Source organism: Radiobacillus sp. PE A8.2, assembly GCF_045635475.1.
Classification (GTDB): domain Bacteria; phylum Bacillota; class Bacilli; order Bacillales; family Amphibacillaceae; genus JBJGXI01.
Genome location: NZ_JBJGXI010000090.1, coordinates 1 through 3737 on the forward strand (window position 1 = coordinate 1; position 3737 = coordinate 3737).

The 3737-nt window shown below is 37.4% G+C and carries 4 protein-coding genes; 1 reads left to right on the forward strand and 3 read right to left on the reverse strand.

Translation table 11 applies throughout. The features are described from left to right. Positions 1-516: 516 nt before the first annotated feature. The 3 genes from ACI6MV_RS24655 to ACI6MV_RS24665 all read right to left on the reverse strand — a co-directional run bounded on the left by ACI6MV_RS24655 (position 517) and on the right by ACI6MV_RS24665 (position 2643). A complete protein-coding gene (locus ACI6MV_RS24655; RefSeq protein ID WP_407272960.1) occupies positions 517-1377 on the reverse strand; it encodes a metal ABC transporter permease in 861 nt (286 codons plus the stop codon). Beyond that, positions 1377-2120, reverse strand: coding sequence for a metal ABC transporter ATP-binding protein (locus ACI6MV_RS24660; RefSeq protein ID WP_407272961.1), 744 nt, complete (start codon positions 2118-2120; stop codon positions 1377-1379). The genes ACI6MV_RS24655 and ACI6MV_RS24660 overlap by 1 nt, the downstream gene beginning before the upstream one ends. A gap of 352 nt (positions 2121-2472) precedes the next feature. Then, positions 2473-2643 (reverse strand): hypothetical protein, encoded by a 171-nt coding sequence (locus ACI6MV_RS24665; protein WP_407272962.1) that lies wholly within the window; start codon positions 2641-2643, stop codon positions 2473-2475. Between the two features lie 311 nt (positions 2644-2954). Here ACI6MV_RS24665 and ACI6MV_RS24670 point away from each other — a divergent pair, with 311 nt between their 5' ends. Next, positions 2955-3467 carry a DoxX family protein gene (locus ACI6MV_RS24670; RefSeq protein WP_407272963.1) on the forward strand — a complete coding sequence of 171 codons (513 nt, stop codon included), beginning with the start codon at positions 2955-2957 and terminating at the stop codon, positions 3465-3467. The last annotated feature ends 270 nt before the right edge of the window (positions 3468-3737 follow it).

Below are 3737 nucleotides of genomic sequence, written 5' to 3' on the forward strand. Positions count from 1 at the left end.
ATTAATTCTGGCTTTTTTCGTAAAGTTTATTGCTTTTGAACTTCAGATTTAAAGTAAAATGCGTCGTAACTTGGAGAGTTCTTGCACCGCTCCGGAAATGCCCTTCGCTTTCCGCGGGGGCTAGTGAGCCTCCTCGCGCGTTCGCGCTCCGGGGTCTCACATACGCCACTAGTCCCGCAGGACAAGGAATACATCGGAAGCATAGACATCGCACGCAGAAAATCGATTTTTATTTTCAAGGAGTCGAAGGGCATTTCCTCCGCTGTTAACGGGATTGCTCTTTACGTCGGGTGATTGGAGCTCCATGCAGTCGACTCCAGCGGGAAAAGCGCGAGCTGAAGATCCACTAGAGAAGCGCACTTGGCTTCTGAGTTAGCTGAAGCCGTGCCTGTTTAAAGAAAAACGCTTTAAACTAGCGAAAAGCGACTGCCTGGAGCGGAAATCACGTGCACTTCGTTACGACGCATTCTAGCTATTTTGCGCAATAACAACATTTCTTAGAAAACCGACTTAATTTTATGAAACGAGTGATGCTCTTTTCCTTTTTACTTTTAGCGCTTTCCATACGATTCCATGCTTTGGTGCTAAAAGGAAAACTAAAATGAATATGGCTGTAGCAGCGAGTACGATCGTCGCTCCTGATGCTAAGTTGTATGTGAAGCTAAAGTACAGACCTACAATCGAGGATATTATCCCAATTGTTGATGCAATAAAGATCATCACCCATAATCGCTCTGTTAGCAGATAGGCTGCAGCTGCTGGTGTGATTAACATTGCAACAACTAAAACGATTCCTACAGTTTGTAGTGATGCAACAGTGACCATTGTTAGCAGTGTCATTAAAAAATAATGTATCAACTGAATTGGTAAACCGTATGCTGCGGCCATCGTTGAATCAAACGAAGTAACTAATAGCTCTTTATAAAACAGATATACAGTAGCTAGCACGACTACGCTAATTACTAATGTGATCCACATATCTGAAGCTCTTACTGCCAACACGTTACCAAACAAAATGTGGTATAAGTCAGTGCTGCTTTTTAGCATCGTAATAATAATAATCCCTGACGCAAAAGCAGCAGTAAACATGATACCAATTGATGTGTCATGCTTGATTCTACTATTTTGTGTTACAAAACCTATTGCAATAGCAGTAAGAACGCCACTGAATACTGCACCAAAGAAGAAATTAATACCAAACATGTAGGATATTGCAACACCTGGGAGGACCGCGTGTGAAATTGCATCCCCCATCAGCGCCATTCCTCTAAGAATTATGAAGCATCCAATTACACCACATATGATCCCAACCATAATTGACGTTATTAATGCTTTTTGCAAAAAACCGTATTGCATGACCGCTTCAATAAATGCCATTAGATTGACACCCCAATCTCTTTCATAAATGCAAACTGACCTTTATAGGCTTTTTCAATCACCTCTGGTTTAAATACTTCTTCTACTGTACCGAAACCGATTAATTCTTTATTCAATAAAATTAATTCATTAAAATAATCATTCGCTTTACTTAAATCATGGTGCACAACTACTACCGTCTTCCCTTGCGTGCAAAGCTCTTTTAAGATACTTACGATCGTCTCCTCACTTGAAACATCTACCCCTACAAATGGTTCATCAAGAAAGAATAAATCTGCTTGCTGCGCAAGTGCTCTTGCCAAAAATACACGCTGTTGTTGGCCGCCAGACAATTCACCAATTTGTCTTTTGCTGAACTCTTGCATCCCTACCCGTTCCAAACATGCAAAAGCCCATTGCTTCTCTTTTTTCTTTGGCCTGTGAAACACCTTTAAGTGTGGATAGGTGCCAATTAAAACAGCATCAAGTACTGTGATTGGAAAATCCCAATCAATATCACTACGCTGTGGAACATAGGCAATTTTCTTTCTTACGTCTTTTATTGATTTACCTAGAATCTTCACTTCGCCTTTATCTCTTGGAATAAGATTCAGCATTGCTTTAAGAAAGGTTGATTTACCTGCTCCATTTGGACCTATAATTCCAACTAACTTGCCTGGATCAACGGAAAGACTTACTCCTTTAACTGCTTCACTTCCATAATAGGAAACATGAAGGTCTTTAATAGAAATTGCAGCATCCATCACAATCACTCCTTTATTTTCTTATATATAATCAACAGTTTGCTCTTGGCGAACAAAGTTTACCTTATGCAAATTCAGCCCAAAAAATTTTTAGCTTTAAATCTACTTTATCAATTCCATAAACTGCCCGAACCTAGAACGTATAGTTATTACGATGCAATTGATACCATATACATAATTTATACAATATGATGGTTTAATTTTAAATGTGCATAAGTAAAAAATAATTTGTTACGGTAATTATTTTTGCCTTAATGCAAATTATATAGTTATAAGAAACATTGTCAATATAAAAGTTTGAAAATTTACAAATATTCAATACTAATGTCGCGTTACACAAAATCTTTTTTCGTTAAAATACATCCAACAATGTGATTACCGTGATAGAAACAACGGAAATGGTCGTTACTTTGAAGGATTTAATTAAACTCCAAGGCAACAGATTAATTGTTAAGCGTGCAGCTGACGACGTAACTGCTGCAGATACATGGAATTGTGTAGGAGGTAAAATTGGTTTTAGCAAAGACATACTTCCCATGCTATTGTTGAGGTTTCTGTTAAGCATCGTATTTTGTTATTGGATTGAATCCATTGTACAGTGAGCTTGCCAAGCCGTTCATATATATCAGCTTCATTGATTGTCAATAGTCCACTGACCATTTCACAAAGAATTCATAACTTTGTTGCTTATTTGTGAAATGGTGAACAAATGTATTTAAGATACTTTTTATACATGTTAGTATAAGAGTGTAGTTAAGAACAGCAAGGAATTTGCTAAACACATATATGTGAATCATTGAACAATTAAACCAAAATTAAAAAGGAGTGTTGAACATGTTAGAATTATTAAGAAAAAACAATGTTGTTGCAGGGATCTTAGCGGTATTAAGAATCTATATAGGTTATGAGTGGATCACTGGCGGTTGGGGGAAAATTACAGGTGGTGGCTTTGATGCTACAGGATTTATTCAAGGAGCAATTGGAAATGCAACAGGGGAACATCCTGCCGTTCAAGGCTGGTGGGCAGCGTTTCTAGAAACATTCGCACTGCCGAATGCAGATATTTTCACTTATCTAGTTATGTACGGTGAATTACTTGTAGGAATTGCACTAATTCTTGGATTATTTACTAACTTTGCCGTATTAATGGGACTTGTAATGAATTTCGCTTTTTTATTCAGTGGAACTGTTAGCACTAATGGCCAAATGATCTTACTTGGACTTTTTATCCTAGTTGCAGGAGCTAACGCAGGCAAATATGGTTTAGATCGCTACGCAATGCCTTACATTCGTAATTTATTAAGGAAACAACAGCAAAGAAAAACAAACAAACCGGCAGCTGTATAAAGAAATCGATAGGCTGGCAGTAAGCTTCACTATCTGCCAGCCTATTGATATTCACTTGTGATATACATCACAAATATTTAGTTTAGTCAATTTAAAAATACTGATTTTTAGCTATCGGCACCCATATATAGTCGGATTAAACCGTCTCCGAACTGGATGCAGATAGCTATATAAGGTAATTATGATATTGACTCAGTTGTATTAATACTTTATTTGAATATGATTACGAAGGATGTTTTAACATGGCAAAAATATTATGTATGACTCCTC

Coding starts and splice junctions, on each gene's coding strand:
- ACI6MV_RS24660 (WP_407272961.1), bottom strand. CDS start 2,120: ATGGATGCTGCAATTTCTATTAAAGACCTTCATGTTTCCTATTATGGA.
- ACI6MV_RS24670 (WP_407272963.1), top strand. CDS start 2,955: ATGTTAGAATTATTAAGAAAAAACAATGTTGTTGCAGGGATCTTAGCG.
- ACI6MV_RS24655 (WP_407272960.1), bottom strand. CDS start 1,377: ATGGCATTTATTGAAGCGGTCATGCAATACGGTTTTTTGCAAAAAGCA.